Genomic DNA, 20299 nt, shown 5'->3' with positions numbered 1-20299 from the left:
GCACTCTTGGCCTAGTGACCGAGGTTGGTGAACGTGCGGATGAGGTGGAGGAACGGGCTTCCGCCGAGGATGACGAACATCGCCGGCAGCAGGAACAGCACCATCGGAACGGTGAGCTTGGCGCCCAGCTTGTGCGCCCTCTCCTCCAGCTTGGTGATGCGCTCCCGGCGCAAATCGGTCGCGATGCTGCGCAGCGCCTGGCTCAGCGGCGTGCCGTATTGCAGGCTTTGGCTGACCATGGTGCCGAAACGACGGAGCCCCTCCGACGTGGCAGCAAGCTTCTCGAACGCCTCTGCACGGGTCGGCAGGACCCGGAGATCATCAAGCAGACCGTGCAACACATGGGCGATCGAGGGATTGGTCTCCCGCATTTCGTCCGCTACGCGTTCCAGCGCGCTCTCCAGGCCCATGCCCGCTTCGCTGCAGACGACAAGCAGGTCGATCATATCGGGCGTGCCCGCTCGAATCGCCGAATCGAAGCGCCGCTTCGTGACCATGAGAATCAGGCGTGGGGCCATGATTCCGATCGCCAGGCCCACGAACGTGAAGATCAACACGTCGCTGAACGGCCTTCCCAGAATTTGCGAGATGGCGAAGGCCGCGATCGGAAGCAGGAACGAGCTCACCATCTTGAAGCCGATCCAGATCGGCAACATCCGATAGTGATTGAAGCCAGCCGATTGCAGGACCAAGCGCAACTCGGCGAGATTTTCCTGCGCGTAGAAGCGCCTGTAGCGCTCGCCGACCGATGAAAGCCACCCAATCAGGTCCTTCGAGCCCGATCGGTCGGGGATGCCCAGCACCGCGTTCGACACACGCGTGTCCAGCGCGCGGAGATGCACCTCGCGGATGATCAACAGGAAGGTCGCAGCCGCGACTGCGACGGCGAGAGCTGCGAGACCGACACCGGCCGTCATAGCGACGTTTCCCTTCTCACCATCCAGCGGATGACGAAATGCCCCATCACGACCGAACACACCGCATACGCAAGCAGCATGTTTCCTTGCGGATCGGAAAACAGCAGGTCGACCGACCGCGGATTGATCCAGTAGAGCAGCCCGCCAATAAGCGCCGGCGCGGCCGTGAGGGCGCGCGAGGAGAAGATGACCTCTCCCGCCAGCGCCCTGGCACGGGCCGCCAGCGCAACCCGCTGACTGACCGTCTCGCCCAGCGTCTGCAGCGTTTCCGCGAGACTGCCGCCGGTCTTCAATTGCACCGCAAGCGTCACTGCGAACATCGCATATTCCGGCACCTGCGTCCGCCGATAGACATCTTCCACGGCCTCCTCAGGCGACCTGCCCAGGTTCAATTCGCTGCAGACGATGGCGAATTGCCCGGATGTCGGTTGCGGCATCTCGCGCGCGATGGTGCGGAACGCTTCGTTGACCGGCAACCCCGACCGGACGGTGCTCGTCACCAACTGGATCGCGTCGGGAAGCTGCTGGAACAGTTGATTTGCGACCCGCCGCTGCTGCCATCCAAACAGACCGCGCACGACCAGCAGGGCGACGATCGCAGCCGCGATCCCCGCCTTCAGGCCGGAGAATTTCAAGAACTCGTTGGCATAGAGGACCGCGGCTGCCGCGAATGCCCCGGCAAGCAGCACATAGACCGGGCGCACGGCGTACACCATCTCGGGACGGTAGTTGGCCAGGCGATCGAGCAAATTCCAACGCGAAGCCTTGGCCGCGCGACGAATGGACACCAGGGTTGCCGCCTGAGCCGTCGGCAGAGCAATCTCGAGCTGGCGGTCCATGCGCCGCTGTCGCGAGTCGAGCCACAGCGTGTTGAGCGTCGCACACAGCAGAAGCACCAGAACGATGACCAGGGGTGTCGACATCAGATCTGCCTCATCGCCTCGGCCCAGGCCCTATCAAGCCCGTAATAGACGAGGCGGCTCTTGAATTTCGGGACCGCGTTGGTCGACCTGTAGGTGCCCGATATCCGCCCGTGGATGTCCTCGTCCTTGTACTCGAACAGCGCAATGTCGTTGGTGGTGATCACTTCGCCTTCGAGGCCGATCACCTCGCTGACCTGCACGATGCGGCGCTGGCCGTCGCGCATGCGCTCGACCTGCACGATGATATCCAGCGCGGCGACGATCTGGGAGCGAATGGCGCGCGACGGCAGATTGACTTGCCCCATCTGCACCATGTTTTCCACGCGGGTCAGGGCATCGCGCGTGCTGTTGGCATGCACGGTGGAGATCGATCCGTCATGGCCGGTGTTCATCGCCTGCAGCATGTCGAATGCCTCGGCGCCGCGGACTTCGCCCACGACGATGCGGTCCGGCCGCATACGCAACGCGTTCCACAACAGATCGCGCTGATTGACCTGTCCCGTGCCTTCGAGGCTCGGAGGCCGCGTCTCCAGGCTGATCACATGCGGCTGCTGCAGCTGGAGCTCGGCCGCGTCCTCGATCGTGACGATGCGCTCGCTGTGATCGATGAACTGGCTCATCGCGTTGAGCAGCGTCGTCTTGCCGGAGCCGGTGCCGCCGGAAACCAGGACATTGAGCCGGCAGCGGGACGCGATCTCCAGCAGCTGCCCGATCGCAGGCGTCATCGAGCCGTTCTCGATCATGCCAACGATGTTAAGGCGCCTGCTCGGGAATTTTCGGATCGAGATGCAGGGGCTATGGACCGACAGGGGCGGCAGGATGATGTTGACGCGACTGCCGTCCGGGAGACGGCAATCGACCATCGGACTGGATTCGTCGACGCGCCGGCCGACCTGCGCGGCAATCTTCTGTGCGACCTGGGCGATGTGGTCATTGTCGCGAAACCGGACCGCCACGCGCTCCAGCTTGCCGGCCCGCTCGACATAGACGTTGCTCGGCCCGTTGATCATGATGTCGTTGATCGTCTCGTCGAGCAGCAGCGGACGAAGCGGCCCGTAGCCGGTCATGTCGTCGGCGATTTCCTCCGCCAGGAAGAGCTGCTCGCGGCCCGACAGCTCCAGCCGCTCCTGGTTGGCGATGCCGTGGATGATCTCCTCGATCTGCCGGCGCAGGACGTCGCGGGACACGGTCGTCGCCACCGACGGCTCGATCTGCTCGATCACCCGTTCGCGCAGCGATGCCGGCATCACCGGGTGCTGCGAAGGCCCGTCGTGCTTCGGCGCGGACGCTAACAGGCTGGTCGCCACCGGCGCCACACTGGGTTCCGCCGCCGGCAAGGGTGGCGGGACCGGCTGCACGCTTGCTACCGGCGGCGGCGGGACAAGCACCGCACCAGGCATCCGCACCGGCATTTCGTCTGCGCGCCTGCCGAACTTTTTCATAGCCCAAGCCACCTCTTCCACCCGGCCTTCTTGTTGGCGCCGACGCCGGTGATCTCCCGTACGATCGGAGCCAGGTGACGCCGCAACCCGGATACATGCTTGAGCGCGGGAACCCCGAGGTTGACCGCCTGGGTCATTCCCTTGCCGAGATCGGGGATCACCATGTCGGGCTCGGCGCCAAGCGCCTTGACGATCGTCGCCCTGGGCAAGCCGCCAGGCCGGCCGGCACGGTTGAGCAACGTGAAGACCCGGTCCTTGCCGGCGATGTTGGTGACGGCGTTGCGCAGCGCGTGCGCGTTGCGCAGGCCGGTGACCTCGGCTTCCAGCAGCACCATCACGTGCCGCGACATCTGAATCACCGGATAGATCGATGCCGGGAACGGCACCGGCACGTCGACCACGACGTAGTTGAACCGCTGGCGCAGCAAGCCCAGCACGTGCCGCACGCCCGCCTCGGTGATGTCGAGCTTGGCATCGAGATCTTCGTCGCCGGCGATCAAGCAAACCCGATCGTTCACCTCGATTGCCGCCCGCTCCAGAAACAGCGTGTCGGCCCGCATCGGATTTTCAAGGGCAATGCGAAGGCCGGGTCCCGGACGGACACCCAGCATCACCGCAGTTTCGCCATTCTGCAGATGCAGGTCGAGCAGCGCCACCTTGGCCTTGGTGGTCTCTGCCAGTTGTATCGCGAGGTTGATCGCGATGCTGGTTGCGCCGGCGCCGCCCTGCGCACCGCAGATCGAGACCACGTGCCCGCCACGGTCGTTCTGGATGGGCGCGGCGTCGCCGATCAGCTTCGGACGCAGCTGGTCCAGCACGATATCCCGCGTGATCGGCGTCGGAAGATACTCGGTAAGGCCGATCTCCATCAGTTCGCGGTAGAAGGTGATCTCCCTGTTATCGCCGATCAGGGCCACCTTCACGTCGGGCGGACAGACGCTGGCGAGGCGTTCCAGCTCGGTGAAGGGATCATCCAGCCCGCTGATGTCGGTCACCAGCGCGTAAAGATCGGTGTCGGTCTCGAGCATCCGCGTCGCATGTCGGATGGTGCCACGCCGGATCACCAGATTGCTGCCGTCCAGACCCTTGCGCAGGGCTGCCGCGCTCAGTTCGTCGTTCACGAAGCAGACGATACGGTTACGCGCAACAAGGGACGTCGTCGTCTCTTCGGGCTGATCAACCACTGCCATGTTCACACTCATCAACGTTTCTCCGCCCCTTTGACAGTGTCGCTTGCTGCCGCTGTCGTCTGAGCCTCGAGCGGGGATGGCCCGTCGCAGCCTGCACGGTAGTCGTCATCCACATCCTGCTTCCTGACCGAGTATTGCTTCATGCCGCTGGCGGAATAAATCGCCACCGTGGTGCTCTGGCCGGCAACCGCACTCTGGCGCGCCAGCTCGGGCGAGACATCGCAGCTCGATGTCGCACCGGTGTCGGCCTTGTCCCACTGCTCGGCCGCAGCGCGGACGACCAGCGACAGCGTGCCAAGCTGCTTTGCAACGGCGACCTTCTTCACCTGCTCCGGCTTAAGCTCCAGCGACACGGTTTGCGCGGTCTTGCCGACGACGGTGTTGCTGACGGGGCGCCCGCCCTGTGCGATCTCCTGATCGATCGCGATGACGCGCACATTGGACAGAACGGTTTCGCTGACGGCGCGCTTCACCGGGTCTGCCTTCTCGAAGACCTGGGTCAACACCACGTCGACATTGTCGCCCGGCCTGATCAGACCCGAGACGCCGGTCTCCTCGTCAACCTTGATGCTGATCGCGCGGCTGTCCGGCGCCAGAACGCTAGCGAGGAAGCCCCGATCCTTCGGACGCAGGATGTCATCCAGGGTAATGGCGTTGCCGGCGTCGACGAACTTGCGAACCAGAGAACCGGGAAGTCCGGCCTTGCTGTCAGGCGTTTCGAGGATCGCGCCTGCCGGGACACGGTTCGGCGCCGCCTGGCGCACGGAGAAATCCTCGTCCCGCGCCAGCGTTCCTTTCGACAGCGGACGCGTCGCAACGAAGTAGCCGACGGTCGCCGGCGCCGCTGCTGGCGCTGGCGCCGGCTTTTCGGCGACCATCTCCGCAACCTGGTCCTTGTGGTTCGCGTTATAGGCAATGATCCCGAGTGCCGTAGCCGCGAGCAGCAGCACCATAATGATCGAGACGCGCAAAGCGGACGACATGTCAAAATCCTTTGCTCAAAATAGCCCAAATACCGCCGCATGCGATGGCCACCCCATAGGGCAGCGGTGCATGTCTCAAATGACGCCAACGCTCGACCGCGTAGACCCTTCGCGCAAGCGAGGATCCGGCGGGCGCCAGCCTCGGATATGGCAGACGGCGCATCATCAAATGGACTGCGGCCAGAGCGCCACCGGCCAATGCAGTTACGGTCAGCAACTCAATCACGCCGGCGAGCGGGAGACCGATCGCCAAGGCAACCAGCAGCTTGACATCGCCGCCGCCGATCATTCCGCGCTGGTACACCACGAAGAGCACCAGAAACAGGATTGCAGCAACGACCAGCGACTGCCCAATCTGCATCGGACCGGCCAATTGACCGACGATCCCGAGGAACGCCAGCGCCAGGCAAACTTCGTTTCGGATCAACCGTGTCGCGATATCGATCGTTGCGACATAGAACAACAATGCGATTTCCAGACACGAGGTCGTGGACGCAATCCAATTCATAAAATATACGCCTCAGAAGTAGCGGGGGCATAGAATAATGCCCGCCGCCGAAGCGAGATCTTCTCTGCTTAAGCAGACGCCGCGTTGATAACGGCGGTCGCGATGGTGCTGATCGCACTGGACAGCGCAGAACCGATACCGGTCGTAGCGTCTGTACCGAACGCGGCAGCAACCGCGGCGACGATGCAAGCGGCGACGATCACGTACTCGAACGACACAACGCCGTCCTTGTCCGTGCGCAGGCGCCACAACGCATCTCTGGCCTTGATCGAGCAACGCAACATGGAGAATGCCTCCTCTACCTTGCCAACATCGCCATCCGGTTGACGACTGTTGGCAGAAAGAGTCTGCCAACGCCGTCGATGCTCGGATCAGGCCGAGACCGCATTGGTGACGTTGGTGGTGATCGTGCTGATCGCGGTGCTCAGCGCCGAGCCGATGCCGGTCGTGGTGCCGGTTCCGAATGCCGCGGCGACGGCGGCGACGACGCAGGCGGCGACGATCACGTATTCGAACGACACAACGCCGTCCTTGTCCGAGGCAAGACGCTTGAAGGCTTCGGTGGTCTGGATATAGAGCTTCAGCATAGGAAAATATCCCTTTTGTGGCGAATGCATTTACAATTAATTTACGCGACGGTTGGCCGGTAAAACCCGGTTCCAACTAGATTTTGCTTATAGTCTCTTGCGAGAAAGCTGTCACTTGGTAATCCTTCATTAACCCTACTGGCGAAGCGGCTGGTGCCCGCTGCTGACACGATGTCCGGAACGCAGTCGCACCAAACCCTTTAAATATAGGGGTTTCAGCGCTTCATGACGTTTCAGATCGACTGCTCCGTACGAATACGGTCTAGCGACCGGCCCGGCGCGATCGCCGGAGCAGCCCTCCGAGCCGGCCGCATTTCCCAGTTCGCGAAGCGGCCAAAGGCAATTTTGCCGGGAGCAGGTCGGAGAATGGCGGGCAAGCTGGTTATTTCCGGGAATCCGGATTGTCCGGCGGCTGTCGCCGAACATGGACGACAGCGAGGTCATCGGCATAGGCCCGCTGCCACTCCGGCAGCCGATCGAGCAGCCCCACCGCCGGCGCCGACGGAGACAGCAGCGTTGCGTCGATCTTGTATTCATCGAGCAATTTGACGAAATCCGCCACATCAAACAGCGAGATGGCATTCACGTAGCGATCGAGAAAGGCCCCTCCGTACAGTTCAGCGCGCGAATCAATGAACACCGGAATGTTCTGGAACATCAGGTATCCGCAGAAGAAGTAGGCGTTGAGGACGCGTTCCGCGCCCTGCTCCTTCAGCTTCTCAACCGCGGCGCGCGGCACGAGCGGTGGCGTGGGGTCCTTTACGGCGATCATCGCCCCACTGGCGATGACGAGAGCAGCAATCGTTGCGATCACCGTTGAGCGCTTTGGGGCGACCACTTTCCGATCGTGCTGCAACTTGGCCCATGACAGGTGTTGCGCCAACGGACTGGCAACGAAGAATGGCGCAACCAGTGCAAAGACGTCGACATACCGCACGTGGACGAGCATCTGATAGACCACCGCCAGGAGCGTCGCGATCCTGATCGGAGGGAGCTTGAGCCCGCTGTAAAGCAGGTAGGCAAGGCCCGCTAGCAGACATGGTGTGACCGTACTCAAGGTACTGAAGTCCAGGGGTTGCCACTCGCCAATATGAGCGAGAGCGCCTCCCAGTCGCATAATGCGCCCGATGACCAGCATCGATTCCGGCCCATACGGGGTGATGCAAGCGGCCGCAAGCGCCAGCACCCCAAATCGAATCCATTGGACTGCAATCCTGATGCGGTCCGATTGACCCGACATCCAGAGCGCCTCCACGGCGAACGGCCCGATCAGCGCCAAGGCCAGCACGAAGCTTCCGTGGAGGTTGGCCCAAAGCGTGACGAGCGGGAGATAGACCAAGGAAGGCGCCCGTCGCTCTTCGCTGGCTCTGACCAGCGCGTCAGCCCACACCACCATCAGGGGAAAGATCAGCACATGCGGACGGGTGAACACGTGGAACGACGTCATGACGATTGCAGCCGACGCCAGGATCGCGGCCGGTATGTTCGGCAGTCTTTTCAGGAGCAGGAGCGCAAGCAGGTAGTACGCGGCCGACGCTGACAGCGCCGCCAGCATCACCGGCCCCGTCCATCCGGCCAGTTTGTAGGCTGCAAAATAAAGGACTTCGGAGAGCCACTCACTGGTTATCCAGGGTGCACCGTGCATCGTGAAGGAGAACATATCGGCGTGAGGCACGGCACGATGATCAACGATCCACTGGCCGACCAGGATATGCCAATAGATGTCGGCATCCTTCAGCAGGAAAGTGCCCCTGCCGATGATCGTGAGATAGGCCGTCGCAGCGAGCAAGAGCGGCAACCAGGGCCGAAGGTAATCGCTGCGCCCAGAATTCACGGCCGGCCCGGTCTCGCTCCCCACCTGAAGTGAGTTACTGCTTGACTGCATGCTTTCTGTCCCTCGCTGCCGATCATCGTCGACTCGGACCGCTGGGCGCAACCCAGCAATCCCCAGAAATCGCTCTCTTCAAAAACAGGTCGCAGCGTCGCCTCCGAGCCGGCCACACCCCTCAGGGTTGGATTGTCGCCATTGCGTGACCGCCGCCGGCGGCTTGCTCGCGTCGGCCGGCGCCGCTGGTAGCCTGCTGCGCTCTTCATCGAGCAGCTGCGCATGGACCTTCTGGATCTGGACGTTTCGCTCGAGCAGGGACATTGTCCTTGCCTGCACCTGCTCGGCCAGCGCCTTGCGCAGCGTGTTCTCCCGGTCGAGTAGTTCAGGAAACGGCAGCATCGGCCGGACAAGATCGGTCGCCTTGATCACGCATGACGTCCGCGCCACCGCCTGCGCGATCTGATCCGGAAACGCGCTGCGGCATTCCGCGAGCGCGCCGTTGAGGTTGACGGTTTCCGCAACCTTGGCTGCCGCGGTTGCCGTGTCCGGCGTCGGCTCCGTTGCGCTCGCCGTCGCCGGATCCCCCTCCCTTTCGACAGCCTGGCGAGCCGCCCCGCAACAGGACAGTAGAATGCAGAGCGAGAGAACGGCCAGGCATCTGGCGCGCTCTGGCCAAGTCTCGCCGCGCCGCTCCTCGACCGCGGCTCGCGTTTGCGCATCGGTCGCTGCAAGCCTGCCAGCGCGAGCCGCCTCCGCGCCCGTCGAGCCGCGCGCGCAGCGTGATGCCTGCGCCGTTGGCGCCTGCTGCTGTTGATGGTGCTCCAAACCGAGCGATCCGAAGCTCGTATCGATAAAAAATAATATCTGCAAAAAAGTGGTATCTCGAAATATCGCATCGGCGCGAAACAGCGTCGGTACACTGCAATCATTTTAGATGTAGTTTCATTGGCGGCGCAATGATCACCTTGCGGGCGGCTGCTCGTCAGTGTGATTGCGCCGCACCATTGCCTGATGCCGGCACGCGCCCCGACGACGCAGGCATCGCCGGCGCGCGGACGGCGGCGCTCTTGCTCAGTTACGACCGCTACGGCCGCAGGCGAGGTTCGGTCCGGTCGCTCGACCGGCGCCTTATCAATGCGCGCACGATCAGGTTGGCCCCGCTATGAAAATCGGCTCGCGTCGCTCCGGCCCGCGATCGGATCAGCAGCTGCCGGATGAGAGAATCGTATCGGCGATGTTGAAACTTTCCGCTTCTTCCCCGCGGGCTCCATGTTCTAGGATTAGCCATTTCAATGAGGGCGCTCCCCCACCCGGCGCTCGAGGAATTTTAGAACCAAAGCGTACAGCAACTGATCCGGGGCCTCATGGGGACTTGAGATGACCGATCGTATTGCACTCTTCATCGACGGTGCGAATCTGCACACCACCGTCAAGAGTCTCGGCTTCGAGGTCGATTTCCGGCGACTGCTCGCGGAGTTCGGCAAACATGGGCAAATCGTCCGTGCATATTTCTACACGGTGGTGAGGGACGACGACGAGTTCAGCAGCCTCCGGCCGCTGGTGGATTGGCTCGATTACAACGGGTATGCGGTCAGGAGAAAGGCAGCCAAGCAGCACGACGACGGCGATGGACGACGGCGCATGAAGCGCAGCATCGGTATCGAACTCGCGGTAGACGCGTTGGAAATCGCGCACCGCATCGACCATGCGTTCCTGTTCTCGGGCGATGGTGACTTGCGCGCCGTTGTCGAAGCCGTCAGGCGGATGGGCGTGCGCGTCACCGTCGTGTCCAGCATTCGAACGAAGCCTCCGATGGTCGCCGATGAGTTGCGCCGGCACGCTGACGTGTTCGTCGAGCTCGACAGCCTCAGGCCATCGATCGAGCGTCCGGCGCATCCGATCGCGCCGGAGTGACGAACGCGCCTTCCGACATCCCAACGCGATCGCCCGGAAACCGGCGCGCACCCTGGCCGGCATGTCCGTACATCACCGAGTTGCGCCGGCCGGGCCGAGGCACCAGTATGATTCCAACCAACGCAACTGCAGAGGGAAACACCAATGTGGAGGTCGGTCGGCTGCGTCTTGTTGTTGCTGGCGACGACAAGCGCAGCGATAGCTCAGCCTTCAAGGTTCACCTGTGACACGCCGCGAGGCAAACGGGTTGAGGCTGGCCCCTCAGGCAACGTTCAGTGGACCGACGACGATCTGGATGCGGTCCGGCCGTCGGTGGTCATCGATGGCGAAACCTTCTCGGTCACCTGGGGGACCTCTGTGGCGACGGAAGGCAAGGGAGCCAAGCTCACCACCTACGTCTTTGCGGCCGCCCACCGCACTGCTGCATCGGTCTTTGCGACCCGCGTGGACGAGTCCACGGCCGAGATCTTCCGGTTCTATTTCGCCAGCAAGTCGCTCTACAAGCTGACCAGCCAATTGGCCGCCCCCTCGCCGGACACCAAGGCGGCGCCCTTGGTTGCAACCTACCTGGCGACTTGCCGCGAGCAGTAGGCGGCAGCTCGCCGCGCGTTAAGACGACCTTAACTGACCTCTCCGGTTCCGACCGCCGTTGTTGCCGGCGGGCACCAGCCCCAGCGGTCAAGGAGTATCACTCAAAACATTGAATTTTAATAAAAATCTCAATTTCTTTGTCAGCCGGCGCACGATCCCCCGACCCCACTTAGAGCCGTTGTGTGGCCGAAATGTCATAGGTTACGAAACCGTCCGCTGTTAGCCTTCGCCAGATTCTACGTAATATCTTTGTGAGTTAGGGGCGGGGATTATGAAATCGGCATACACGGTCATCGCGTGCCTCTGCCTGGCGGCAACGTCAGCGCGTGCCGAGGTTTTTTCTATTAACGACGCGTTGCGCCAGGCAATGCAGACGAACCCCGGCGTGGGTGAAGCCTCCGCGAATCGCCGCGCGACGGAAAGCGAGCTGAGACAGACGCAGAGCACGCTGCTGCCGCAGGTGCGCATCGACGCCAGCTACGGACCGGAAAAATTCGATCAACCTCCGGGCGTTATCAACACCGTGCAGACACCGACGGTTGGTTCAGGACCCTGGCGCAATGGCAGCCAGGAATCGGTGGTTGTGCGCCAGCTGCTGTGGGACGGCTTCTCCTCGATCTATGACGTTTGGCGTCAGACCGCGCGCGTAAACGCGGCGGCCTCCCGCGTCAAGGAACGAACCGAGCTGCTGGCCCTCGACGCAGCCGAAGGCTACATGGACGTCGTGCGCTACATGCGGCTGGTGAGCCTCGCGCAGCAGAACGTCGCCAACCACGAAAAGATCTTTGCGAACGTGAACTCCCGCTTCTCGGGCGGCCGCGCCGGCGAAGGCGACCTCGAGCAAGCCCGTGAGCGCGTCGAGAGCGCGCGCGCGGCACTCGCCGAATTCCAGCGCAGCCTCGATGACGCCAGGGCGAAGTATCGCAAGGTTGTCGGTCTCGAGCCGATCAATGTCCGCTTCCCCGCTCCGCTCGGCGGACTGCCGCACAGCCGCGACGAAGCGCTGGCGACCACGCTGCGGTTCAATTCGACCATTGCGGCGGCCCAGTCCGACGCCGACGCCGCCAAGCATGCGTTCAAGGCCACGGACGGCACGTTCGGCCCCAAATTCTATCTTGAGGGACGCGCGACCCACTACGACAACTCCTTCCCGTACGTGACCGCACCGGGAAATCCCGCCGTGACCCATGAGGATTACAGCGGCAAGGTGGTGATGTCCTGGGACATCTTCCGCGGCGGCCAGGACGCCTGGAACAGGTCGGAGAAGGCCGAGCGCTATACCGAAGCCACCATGCGCCACGCGCGCCTGCAGCGTGACGCCTATGAATCGATCGACAAGGCGTGGAATGCCCGTACGATTACGGCCACGCGCATCGCGGCGCTGACGCGTCAGCTGGAAGCGGACCGCAAGACCATCGCGGCCTTCCAGAAAGAATACGAGCTTGGTCAGCGCTCCCTGATCGACCTGCTCAACGCACAGAACCAGTTCTTCAACGCATCGGTCTCGCTCACCTCCGCCCGCAGCGTCGTCGTTTTCGCCGACTATCAGCTGCTGGCCGCGATGGGCACCCTGATCGAATATCTGAAGGCTCCTCCGCCGGTCGACGCCGCGCCCACCGACATGCTGTCGATCGGCCTGCCGCGCTATTCGTTTCCCACCCTTCGCGTGAACCTGCCGCAAACCGGCTCCGAGCCGCTGCACGTTGCCGTTCCGGGCCCGACCGCCACGGTGCGCCCGGCCAAGGGTTACAAGGGGGGCTATGCATCGGCCCAGCCGGCGAAGGATGTCGGGTTTGCCGACCGGTTCACCGGTTCGACCACGACCGCTTCCGTGCCGGGCTCCGCGGAATGGATGCAGCAGCAGAACAGCGCTGCGGACGGCCCGAACGTGATTTACGCGGATCCGTCGGTCACGGCGAATGCCAGTTCCTATGCCTCGACGAAGCCCCACTGGCTGCTGTCGGCCTTCCCGAGCTCCGCTCAATAGCAACGGCCAACCAGAATCAGGACTTCCGGAAGGGCCCCAAACGGGGCCCTTTCGATTCCCGTATTAATACTTAAAGCAAGTTTCGCTGATTTTGTTCGCCATTTGTTGTAGCCTGCCCGAAATCATCGAATGCGATTTCTGCATTTCCATTTTGGTTGTCGAGGTTTCAGTTGTTGTTTCGAACCCCCAGCGCGGCGGCTGACGCCGTTCGCACTTCGCCGGATGATGCAACTTCGAAGCCTGCCGCGCCCGCTCGGCCGCGTGCATTGGGCGACGATCCCCTCACCGCATCGCTGACTTTTCTCGCTGCTCATCACGGCCGCGCCGTCAGCCGCGAAGCGCTCCTCGGCGGACTTCCGATCACAGACGGGCGGCTGTCCGTTTCGCTCTACGATCGCGCGGCAAGGCGCGCGGGTCTGGAGACCGAGGCCATCAAGCGCGACATTTCGGACATTCCTGCGCTGGTCTTGCCGGCCGTCCTGATCATGAAGAACGGCTCTGCGCTCATCCTGCTCGGCACGGACGCAGCGAGCAAGACGATCAAGATCGTCGATCCGGCCACGCCGAATGCCCCGCGCGTCGCCGACATCGCTTCGCTTGCCTCGGACTATACCGGCTACGCGTTCCTGGTGAGAAGCGCCGCGCAGGCCGACGCACGCACCGTCGCCGCAGGAGGCATTCCCAACAATCACTGGTTCTGGTCGGTGGTGAAGACGCACTGGCGCAGCTACGGACACATCGCGATCGCCGCCTTCCTGACCAACATCCTCGCGCTGGCGACGCCGCTGTTCACGATGAGCGTCTACGACCGCGTCATCCCCAATGGGGCGATCCCCTCCCTGATCGCCCTCTCGATCGGCATGGGGCTCGGCATCGTCTTCGATTTCATCTTCCGCATGGTCCGCAGCCGCATGATCGACGTGACCGGCAAGACCATCGACGTCGTGCTCGCCGCCAACATCTTCGAGCACGTGATGTCGGTGAAGATGGCGCAGCGGCCGACCTCGGTCGGCATCATCGCCAACCAGCTCCGCGACTTCGACTCGGTGCGCGAATTCTTCACGTCCGGAAGCGTGGTTTCGGCGACCGACCTGCTGTTCGCCATCCTGTTCGTCGGGGTGCTGTTCATCATCGCCGGGCCGCTGGCCTGGATCCCGCTGGTCATGCTGCCGCTGGTCATGCTGATCGGCTTCCTGCTGCAGCGGCCGCTCGATCGCGCGATGAAGCGCCTGCAGGCCGAATCCGCCGCCCGGCACGGCGTGCTCGTCGAGTCCCTGTCAAGCCTCGAAACCGTCCGCGCGACCGGCGCCGAGGCGCGGATGCAGACCTTGTGGGAACGCTCGGTCGCGGCGACCGCCCGATCCGGTGAGGACGTTCACTTCTGGTCGTCGATGTCGCTGACCAGCGCGAGCACCGCCCAGCAGATCACCAGCCTGCTCCTCGTCGTCGTCGGCATTTTCCTGATCCTCGACGGCAAGCTGAGCGTCGGCGCGCTGGTCGCCGCAAACATGCTCGCCGGCCGCATCCTGGCGCCGATCGCGGGCATCGCCTCCGTCATCACCAAGGGAACGCAGACGCTGTCGTCCCTCAAGGCAATCGACCGCATCATGTCGATCGAGCGCGAACGCTCGCCGACCCGGTCCTATGTCGCAAGACGGATCGACGACGGCAAGATCGCCTTCGAGAACGTGTCGTTCGCCTACCCCAACGCGCCGGGCAACGCGCTGGAGAAAGTCAGCTTCAAGATCGAGGGCGGAGAAAAGGTCGGCATCATCGGCCGGGTCGGATCCGGCAAGACCACGGTCGGCCGGTTGCTGCTCGGATTCTACGAGCCGAAGGAAGGCCGCATTTTGGTCGACGGCGTCGACTCGCGGCAATACGATCCTTCGGACCTGCGCGCCGGCATCGGCTTTGCGATGCAGGATACCGACCTGTTCTACGGCAAGCTGCGCGACAACATCGCCCTCGGCAAGCCGGAAGCGACCGACGAGGAAATCCTGCTTGCCGCGCGGCTCTCGGGCGTCGAGAGCTTCATCGCCGGCCACCCGATGGGCTATGACATGCCCATCTCGGAGGGCGGCCGCAGCCTGTCAGGCGGCCAGAAGCAGGCGATCGGACTGGCGCGCGTCCTGATCCGCAAGCCGCGCGTGCTCTTCCTCGACGAGCCGACCGCGCATTTCGACATTCGCAGCGAGCAGGAATTCCTCGAGCGGCTCAAGGGGCTGCGCGACGACCGCATGACCATCATCATTTCGACCCATCGTCTGTCATTGCTGAACATGGTCGATCGCCTGCTGCTGTTTGACAACGGCCGCCTGGTGGCCGACGGCCCGCGCGACAAGGTGCTCGCCCTGCTCCAGGGCAAGCCCGCATCCGCGGCGCCTGCGCCCGAGAATACGATCCAGCCGAAATCTGCATAACGAGCGAATATTATGGCGTCTTCCGATTTTGCGTTTGCAAACGACATCCGGTCCGCGGCGCTGCTGCGCACGCCCCGCACCTCCCGCATGCTGCTGTGGACGTCCTGCGCGCTGCTGGCGACATTTGTGGTCTGGGCGCATTTTGCCGTGCTGGACGAAGTCAAGCGCGGCAGCGGCCGCGTCGTGCCGTCGCGGCAGATGCAGGTGGTGCAATCGCTCGAAGGCGGCATCGTCGGCGACATCCTGGTGCGCGAAGGCGACATCGTTCAGCAGGGGCAGTCCCTGATGCGCATCGACGATACCAAGTTCGCCTCCGAGTTCGGCGAGATCCGCGAGCGCCGCGCGGCGATGGCGGCGCGGGTGGCCCGCCTCGACGCCGAGGCACGCGGACGAAGCGAGATCACCTTCCCGGACGATCTCGACAAGATGGTTCCCGCCGCCGTTGCGACCGAGTCCAGCGTGTTCAAGATGCGGGGCCAGAAGGTCGCGCAGGATATCGACGTGCTCAATCAGCAGGTCACCCGCCTCACCGGCTCGCTGAAGCTTCTGGAACGCGAGCAGACCCTGACCCGCAAGCTCTATGAGCAGAAGGTGGTGCCCGAGATCGAGATGCTGCGGCTTGACCGGCAGGCCACCGAGATGAAGGGACAGCTCGCCGAAGCGCAGTCGAAGATCGCAAACATCACGGCGTCGTTCCGTTCGCAGGCCGATGAGGATCTCGCCAAATCGCGCGCCGACCTCGCCGTGCTCGACGAGAACATCAAATCCGCCCAGGACCGGGTGCGGCGTACCGATCTGAAGGCGCCGGTCCACGGCATCGTCAACAAGCTGAACATCAGCACCATTGGTGCCGTCGTGCAGCCTGGCGCCAACCTCATGGATATCGTGCCGCTCGACGACACGCTGCTGGTCGAGGGCCGGATCCGTCCCCAGGACATCGCCTTCATCCGTCCGAACCAGGACGCGGTGGTGAAGATCAGCGCTTACGACTCCTCGGTCTACGGATCGCTCAAGGGCAAGGTCGAACGCATCAGCGCCGACACGATCGTCGACGACAAGGCGGAGAGGACCGAGCGTCAAGAAACCTTCTATCGGGTGATGGTGCGCACCGATAAGAACCATCTCGGCACCGAGCAGCATCCGCTGCCGATCATTCCCGGCATGGTGACCACGGTCGAAGTCCTGACCGGCGAGAAATCCGTGCTGGACTACATCGTGAAGCCCGCCCGCCTGCTGCGTGACGAGGCCCTGCGCGAGCGCTGATCCGGCCCACCGAGCCGTGGTTAACCGATCATGACGTCGGGTCGTTCAATTTCGAACGATCCGGCAAACCCTGAATTGACCGCTTTCCGACAATCCCCGGCGCCTGCCCCTCCACTTAACCCGGCTTAAGCGGCCAAGGCGCCAGTCTCCGTTCCGATAACAGCGGGGACGCAGATCGACGCATAGACGTTGACGGTCCCCGGCATTGGGGACGTCATATGAAGTCGCTGAAGTTTGCTTCGTCGGCCGTCATGGCCGTGGCTGCATTTTCAATAAGTCTTTGCGTTGCGCCGTCCGCGTTTGCCGCGGACGAACTCTCTTTCGGCGCTCCCGCCGGCGAGCTTGCGCCGGCGTCGGATGCCGCGTCGAACCGCCCGCCTGCCACCTTCTTCACCATCACCGACGTCCTGGCCAAGCTCGACCGCCAGCGCGGCCGCGGTCCGAACGCCATTCGCACCGCCTCGCTGACGCCGCTGAATACGGCGACCGACGCATTGCCGGCGGCGAAGCCGATTCCGCCCGAAGGCACCGAGCCGTTCGGCCTGTTCACCTTTCGCGCGCCGGAGAACGGCTTGTGGCGCAAATGGCGCGGCCTCGAATCCGATCTCGCCAGGGAGCGGACCGTGCTCGAGCAGTGCCGTGAGAACGCGGCCGGCTGCCCGCCCAATGCCGCGCAGTTCCTTCGCCTGATCAATGCGGTCAAGGCCAAATCCGGACGCGACCGGCTCGATGAGGCCAACCGCGCCGTCAACCAGGCGATCCGCTATGTGAGCGACTTCGCCCAGTACGGCGAGGCCGACCGCTGGACCGCGCCGCTCGCCACCTTCGCCACCGGCAAGGGCGATTGCGAGGACTACGCGATCGCGAAATACATCGCGCTCAGCGAAGCCGGCTTCCCGCGCGAGGAGCTGCGCCTGGTGCTGGGCCGCGATCGCGCCATCCGCCAGGATCATGCCGTGCTGGCGGCGCGGCTGGATGGCCATTGGCTGATCCTGGACAGCCGCCGCTCCGAGCTGATCGACGACGGCGAGCTCGCCAACTTCACGCCGATGTTTGCGATCAACGAGCGTGGCGTGCAGCTGTTTGCCGCGCCCTACGCCAAGCGGCTGCCGCTCGGCGACGAGCTCGACGCCGCGCCGGCGGCCGCCAATGCCGCAGACTCCGAATGGACCGGCGTAGAGCCGCTCGAGGCAGCGAGCCCTCTTCCAGGCTTCCTGCCCGTGCTCATGTAACGGCACGCGAGCAAAGGCGAATTTCGATCAAGAGAAAACTCTAAAGACAATCCAACAAGAAATCCGCGGAGTCGCCTCCGCGGATTTTCGTTTTGCTGCAAGCCTGGCCTAGTAAATATGAACGTTCGCGGCCGCCGGCACGCCGGTGCTCAGATGTGCGAGGTCCACCTTGTCGGAGCCGGTGCCATTTGCCGAGTACCAGAGCTCATGCGTCGTATTATTGAAGAAGAACTTGTTCGTGCTTGCACTCTCGTTCCAGGCGGTCGCGTTGTTCTCGGTCCCGCCCGTGGTTGCCGATGTCGTGAACTGGCTCGCCGTGAGCGGATCTGAACTGCCCGCCGGGAGGTTTAGACCGCCCACGTGGAGAAGGACCAAGTCGCCGCTGTTGAAATCACTGATGGTAAAGTGGGCCGAGAGATTGAGAACGAACTTGTCGTTCCCACCATTACCAGTAAGCGTTTCAGCGCTGGCTCCGGCGACGATGACGTCATTTCCAGCAGTGCCCGTAAGGGTCGTTCCGCCATTGACGTTGACATCAAACGAGCCCGAAGTCGTGTCTCCATCGCCGTCCTTTACACCCACGGTAAAGGGGACATCAGTTTGACCATTGTTGACGAGCTCCGTAATTCCGGCCAACAGGATCTTGGACTTGCCGGAAACCTCATACAATTCCACGTAGTCGATATTTCCGTGTCCGTTGGCCGTAAGCGTGGTTCCATTGATCGACGAATCATAGACGCCGTGGGTCACCGTGCCGTCGACGCTGTGCACGACATAGTCGATGATTGCCGTACCACCGGTCGCTTTGACCGAGAATGTGATCTGATTTCCCGTTGCAACAGAAGAAGCGCCAGGTGCCGCGCCGTAGGTCCAAGTATCGGCGTTGCTGTTGTCGCCGACAGACCCAAAATCAAAGCGCATGAAATCGCCGGTATTGAAGTTGTTGCTGCTGACGCCCTCGCCTGACGCACTGGCGTTGACGAAATCCTGGCTCAGCTGGAAAAACGTCAGCGTGTCGTGGGTTTCGTTGAACCAGGTATTGACATCGAAGAATAGGGTTGCGTGGTAGCCCGTCAAATTGGTTACGGGATTGCCGGTCGTATCCGCCAATGTGGCAAACCAAACCGGCCCGGAACCACCTAGATTGGCCGGATTGACGGACAGCGGCGTATATGAATCGAGGGTATGCAAGAGGTCGAACGAGTAGGTCGAGGTTGCCGAATTGAGGGTTACGGTAAAGACGTCCGTCCCATTGGCAACGCCATGCAGGACGCCGCTCGCATCGACATATTCCGAAACCGCAAATCCACCCGACTGGATCGTCGTTGCTGTCGGATGTAGCGGATCCAGGGATACGCCCGTGAAGTAGAGGGACGCGAGACCGTCCGCGCCCGTGATGTATTGCAGATCTCCCGTGACGCTAAAGCCTGCCTGATTGGCAAGCACGCCGTGCTCTGCCGACGTCCAAGACGGACCGTCGTCGTGGAACGTGACATGTGTGCTGAGGTCGAGGTTCTGGCTGGCGCTGTCGCCGTCCTTGTCGGTCACCGTCGCCGTCAGCGTCACCAGGCCGCCAGTCAGGCTGATGCCTTCGCCGGTATCCGGGCTCGACGCGGTGTTTTCATGCACCGCGCGGTCCTGTGTCAGCGTCACGTCGCCGGTCGCGGTGTTGACCGTCAGCGTGAACACCAGCCAGGCCGCCTGGTTTTCATGGCCGATGACGTAGCCAGAGATGGTGTTGCCGGTCTGGTCGAGCACGACGCCGAGACCCGAGGCGCTGTCGATCAGATTGGTCGCGATCCCGTTGGCCGAGATGCTCAGCGCGTAGGCCGTGGTCGCGCCGTCGGCACCCGTGACAACCGTGAACGCGCCCGCGAAGCTCTCCTTGTCCAGCGCATGGCCCTGGGTCGGCACCGCGTCCGGCGTCGAGCCGTTGATGCCGGCATTGGTCGAGGCCGAGAGATACGCTTCGTAGGTGTTCAGCGAACCGACCGTCCCGCTCAGCTTGATTGACGGGCCGTCGTCATGGAACGTGACGTGGGTGCTCAGATCGAGGTTCTGGGCGGCGCTGTCACCATCCTTGTCGGTGACCGTCGCCGTCAGCGTCACCAGGCCGCCGGTCAGGCTGATGCCCTCATGGGTGTCCGGGCTGGAGCCGGTGAGCTCATGCACCGCGCGATCCTGGGTCAAGGTCACATCGCCGGTGGCGGTGTTCACCGTCAGCGTGAACACCAGCCAGGCCGCCTGGTTTTCATGGCCGGTGACATAGCCGGAGATCGTGTTGCCGGTTTGGTCGAGCACGACGGCAAGACCGGAGGCGCTGTCGATCAGATTGGTCGCGATCCCGTTGGCCGAGATGCTCAGCGCATAGGCGGTCGTTGCATTGTCCGCACCGGTCACCACCGTGAACGCGCCGGCGAAGTTTTCCTTGTCGAGCGTATGGCCCTGGGTCGGCACCGCATCCGGTGTCGAGCCGTTGATGCCCGCATTGGTCGCAGCCGACAGATAGGCCTC

Annotated in this window: 18 protein-coding genes; 6 read left to right on the top strand and 12 right to left on the bottom strand. The window is 63.0% G+C overall.

Translation table 11 applies throughout. The annotated features are described in order from the left end of the window. Positions 1-11 precede the first annotated feature (11 nt). The 10 genes from QMZ05_RS26790 to QMZ05_RS26745 all read right to left on the bottom strand — a co-directional run bounded on the left by QMZ05_RS26790 (position 12) and on the right by QMZ05_RS26745 (position 9248). Positions 12-917: a type II secretion system F family protein gene (locus QMZ05_RS26790; RefSeq protein ID WP_353703483.1), complete on the bottom strand. Its 906-nt coding sequence runs from the start codon at positions 915-917 to the stop codon at positions 12-14. Continuing rightward, positions 914-1756 (bottom strand): type II secretion system F family protein, encoded by an 843-nt coding sequence (locus tag QMZ05_RS26785; RefSeq protein ID WP_353703482.1) that lies wholly within the window; start codon positions 1754-1756, stop codon positions 914-916. The genes QMZ05_RS26790 and QMZ05_RS26785 overlap by 4 nt, the downstream gene beginning before the upstream one ends. 83 nt (positions 1757-1839) lie before the next feature. Beyond that, positions 1840-3282, bottom strand: a complete 1443-nt coding sequence (locus tag QMZ05_RS26780; RefSeq protein ID WP_353703481.1) for an ATPase, T2SS/T4P/T4SS family — start codon at positions 3280-3282, stop codon at positions 1840-1842. After that, complete coding sequence (locus QMZ05_RS26775) at positions 3279-4472, bottom strand: pilus assembly protein CpaE (RefSeq protein WP_353703480.1); 1194 nt, start codon at positions 4470-4472, stop codon at positions 3279-3281. Before QMZ05_RS26775 ends, QMZ05_RS26780 begins: the two co-directional genes overlap by 4 nt. 11 nt (positions 4473-4483) lie before the next feature. Beyond that, the gene (cpaB, locus tag QMZ05_RS26770; RefSeq protein WP_353703479.1) at positions 4484-5455 is read right to left on the bottom strand and encodes a Flp pilus assembly protein CpaB; all 972 of its coding nucleotides are present in this window, start codon (positions 5453-5455) and stop codon (positions 4484-4486) included. A 1-nt stretch (position 5456) separates the two neighbouring features. Next, positions 5457-5963 (bottom strand): A24 family peptidase, encoded by a 507-nt coding sequence (locus QMZ05_RS26765; RefSeq protein ID WP_353703478.1) that lies wholly within the window; start codon positions 5961-5963, stop codon positions 5457-5459. 68 nt (positions 5964-6031) lie between these two features. Then, positions 6032-6247, bottom strand: coding sequence for a hypothetical protein (locus QMZ05_RS26760; RefSeq protein WP_353703477.1), 216 nt, complete (start codon positions 6245-6247; stop codon positions 6032-6034). Between the two features lie 87 nt (positions 6248-6334). Continuing rightward, complete coding sequence (locus tag QMZ05_RS26755; protein ID WP_353703476.1) at positions 6335-6550, bottom strand: hypothetical protein; 216 nt, start codon at positions 6548-6550, stop codon at positions 6335-6337. A gap of 382 nt (positions 6551-6932) precedes the next feature. Continuing rightward, a complete protein-coding gene (locus QMZ05_RS26750; RefSeq protein ID WP_353703475.1) occupies positions 6933-8435 on the bottom strand; it encodes a hypothetical protein in 1503 nt (500 codons plus the stop codon). A 78-nt stretch (positions 8436-8513) separates the two neighbouring features. Next, positions 8514-9248: a hypothetical protein gene (locus QMZ05_RS26745; protein WP_353703474.1), complete on the bottom strand. Its 735-nt coding sequence runs from the start codon at positions 9246-9248 to the stop codon at positions 8514-8516. Between the two features lie 507 nt (positions 9249-9755). On the opposite strand from QMZ05_RS26745, the gene QMZ05_RS26740 reads away from it, so the two are divergent. The 3 genes from QMZ05_RS26740 to QMZ05_RS26730 all read left to right on the top strand — a co-directional run bounded on the left by QMZ05_RS26740 (position 9756) and on the right by QMZ05_RS26730 (position 12870). Further along, the gene (locus tag QMZ05_RS26740; protein WP_353703473.1) at positions 9756-10292 is read left to right on the top strand and encodes an NYN domain-containing protein; all 537 of its coding nucleotides are present in this window, start codon (positions 9756-9758) and stop codon (positions 10290-10292) included. 144 nt (positions 10293-10436) lie between these two features. After that, on the top strand, positions 10437-10883 hold the full coding sequence (locus tag QMZ05_RS26735; protein ID WP_353703472.1) for a hypothetical protein: 447 nt from the start codon (positions 10437-10439) through the stop codon (positions 10881-10883). 271 nt (positions 10884-11154) lie between these two features. Continuing rightward, positions 11155-12870, top strand: coding sequence for a TolC family outer membrane protein (locus QMZ05_RS26730; RefSeq protein WP_353703471.1), 1716 nt, complete (start codon positions 11155-11157; stop codon positions 12868-12870). Positions 12871-12933: 63 nt separating this feature from the next. Here the strand turns inward: QMZ05_RS26730 and QMZ05_RS26725 are convergent, their stop codons facing one another. After that, positions 12934-13137, bottom strand: coding sequence for a hypothetical protein (locus QMZ05_RS26725; RefSeq protein ID WP_143201506.1), 204 nt, complete (start codon positions 13135-13137; stop codon positions 12934-12936). Between QMZ05_RS26725 and QMZ05_RS26720 the strand changes: the two genes are divergently transcribed. The 3 genes from QMZ05_RS26720 to QMZ05_RS26710 all read left to right on the top strand — a co-directional run bounded on the left by QMZ05_RS26720 (position 13137) and on the right by QMZ05_RS26710 (position 17785). Continuing rightward, positions 13137-15290: a type I secretion system permease/ATPase gene (locus QMZ05_RS26720; protein ID WP_353703470.1), complete on the top strand. Its 2154-nt coding sequence runs from the start codon at positions 13137-13139 to the stop codon at positions 15288-15290. The two genes, QMZ05_RS26725 and QMZ05_RS26720, sit on opposite strands and share 1 nt — an antisense overlap. A gap of 12 nt (positions 15291-15302) precedes the next feature. Beyond that, on the top strand, positions 15303-16553 hold the full coding sequence (locus QMZ05_RS26715; RefSeq protein WP_146992042.1) for an HlyD family type I secretion periplasmic adaptor subunit: 1251 nt from the start codon (positions 15303-15305) through the stop codon (positions 16551-16553). Between the two features lie 218 nt (positions 16554-16771). Beyond that, the gene (locus QMZ05_RS26710; RefSeq protein WP_353703469.1) at positions 16772-17785 is read left to right on the top strand and encodes a transglutaminase-like cysteine peptidase; all 1014 of its coding nucleotides are present in this window, start codon (positions 16772-16774) and stop codon (positions 17783-17785) included. A gap of 108 nt (positions 17786-17893) precedes the next feature. Here QMZ05_RS26710 and QMZ05_RS26705 read toward each other — a convergent pair. Then, positions 17894-20299, bottom strand: a 2406-nt coding sequence (locus tag QMZ05_RS26705; RefSeq protein WP_353703468.1) for a DUF5801 repeats-in-toxin domain-containing protein, incomplete at its 5' end; no start/stop codon positions are given.

It is taken from the genome of Bradyrhizobium sp. INPA03-11B (genome assembly GCF_040446015.1).
Lineage (GTDB): Bacteria > Pseudomonadota > Alphaproteobacteria > Rhizobiales > Xanthobacteraceae > Bradyrhizobium > Bradyrhizobium macuxiense_A.
Note: the sequence above shows the minus strand (reverse complement) of the source record. Positions and strands in the feature narration are given on the sequence as shown.